We start from the raw sequence: 1,708 nt of genomic DNA on the forward strand, positions 1-1,708 counted from the left end.
TGTGCTTCCTGGCTTGAGAGTCTACCTCATTTTTCCTTATCTCAATTTGTCTGGAGAAAGCCATCAGTTTTGGGGGGAAACTATGGCACAATAAGGAAATTAGTGGTAGAGAGGTGAGCGATGAAGAAAAGTCAGGTCAGGCTGAAAGCTGAGTTTATGGCAGAAGCTGAGGCGCTTTTTGATCAATTGATGGCGTGGGATGAACAAACCGCCAAGCCGAAATTAACCCAAATCGAAGAGATCGTGTTGCAATTACGCCAACGGTTAGGAGAGCAAATGGTCCAAGCGGTGTTAGCCCGGCAAGAGAATCGTCAGCCAGCGGAGAAACTGAGCTGTCCACAATGCCAGGGTGAGTTAGAACCCAAGGGGGAAAAGGGGAAGCGGGTTGAAAGCCAGGTAGGCAGCCTGCAGATCGAGCGAAGCTATTACTACTGTCCTGGTTGTCGGCAGGGTTTTTTCCCCTCTGGATCAGCAACTACAGATCTGGGAGAAACACTGGAGTGAGCAGGTTGCTAAACAGGCGGTGTGGCTGAGTGGATTGGTGACCTATGCCCAGGCTGAACAGATCATGCGGGAAATCGGGCGAGTGGACATATCGCAAAGCAGCGTCTGGCGGCGGGTTGATCTTTGGGGGCGCAGGCTGCAAGCCATTGAAAGCTTACAACAGGCTAAGGCTTATGGGTTCGAAGAGCCGCAAGAAATCGATCCCAACCGCTCGCTGGGGCGCATGGGGGCAGCCATGGATGGAACGATGGTGCATATCCGGGAAGAAGGCTGGAAGGAATTGAAGGTTGGTTGTGTGTTTGATATCGCTAAACGTCGCCAATATGACCCTCACACCCAGGAAGTGATCGAGTTGGGAAGTGCAATCCACAACGGTTACGTAGCTCATTTAGGGGGACCGGAAGTGTTTGGTCGCAAGATATGGGCTGAAGCCCGTCAGCGACATTGGATGCATGCTGAAGACAGCCTGACCATGGGAGATGGTGCTTTGTGGATCTGGAACCTGGTAAGTGAACACTTCTATGCCAGCCACCAGTTGGTGGATTGGTATCATGCTACCGAGCATCTGGCGAACGCAGCCAAGACCTTGAACGGCGAAGGCACGCCGGCTGCCCAGCGCTGGTATCGCCACTGGGAAACCAAACTCTACCAGGGCCACGTAGATAAACTAGTGCAGGCTCTACAAAGTCAGGCTGAACGGCAGCCTGACAAGGCAGAAGCGCTCCGCAAGGAAGCCGGTTACTTTCACAACAACCGCAAACGCATGAATTATCTGGAAATGCGCGCTGAAGGATATCCGATCGGCAGTGGCATGGTGGAGAGCGCTGCCAAACAATACAAGGCTCGTTTCACTGGCCCGGGGATGCGTTGGAGCCGCACCGGTATTGATCGCCTTCTGCCTGTCCGAACGGCGATCATGAGTGGTCGTTTCAACAAAATGTGGCGCCTGGCTTACAATTCACCCCCGATTTGAAATGCGCCCAGCCATTTTTTGAGTGTTGCCCTATTCGCGGTTTTTGATATACAATCAGGGGTATGGATCAAAGGCTGGCGAAGCAAGCCTACAAGGTGCAAATCATCCTGGTCAGCTTGTTCGTCATTCTCCTATACCTATATCTGGCGAACCGAGCTTCTCCCGATTTCTCGCTGTGGGAGCTGATCAAGGGGGTTGTCAAGTTCTTCCTGCTCATGTGGGATCGAATTC

Annotated in this window: 2 protein-coding genes; both read left to right on the forward strand. The window is 52.5% G+C overall.

Going from position 1 to position 1,708, the window contains the following annotated elements:
• Nucleotides 1-156 precede the first annotated feature (156 nt).
• Nucleotides 157-504: a hypothetical protein gene (locus V6D20_21220; GenBank protein HEY9818302.1), complete on the forward strand. Its 348-nt coding sequence runs from the start codon at nucleotides 157-159 to the stop codon at nucleotides 502-504.
• Nucleotides 505-541: 37 nt separating this feature from the next.
• Nucleotides 542-1,477: a hypothetical protein gene (locus V6D20_21225; GenBank protein HEY9818303.1), complete on the forward strand. Its 936-nt coding sequence runs from the start codon at nucleotides 542-544 to the stop codon at nucleotides 1,475-1,477.
• Nucleotides 1,478-1,708: the final 231 nt, after the last annotated feature.

This window comes from Candidatus Obscuribacterales bacterium (assembly GCA_036703605.1).
Lineage (GTDB): Bacteria > Cyanobacteriota > Cyanobacteriia > RECH01 > RECH01 > RECH01.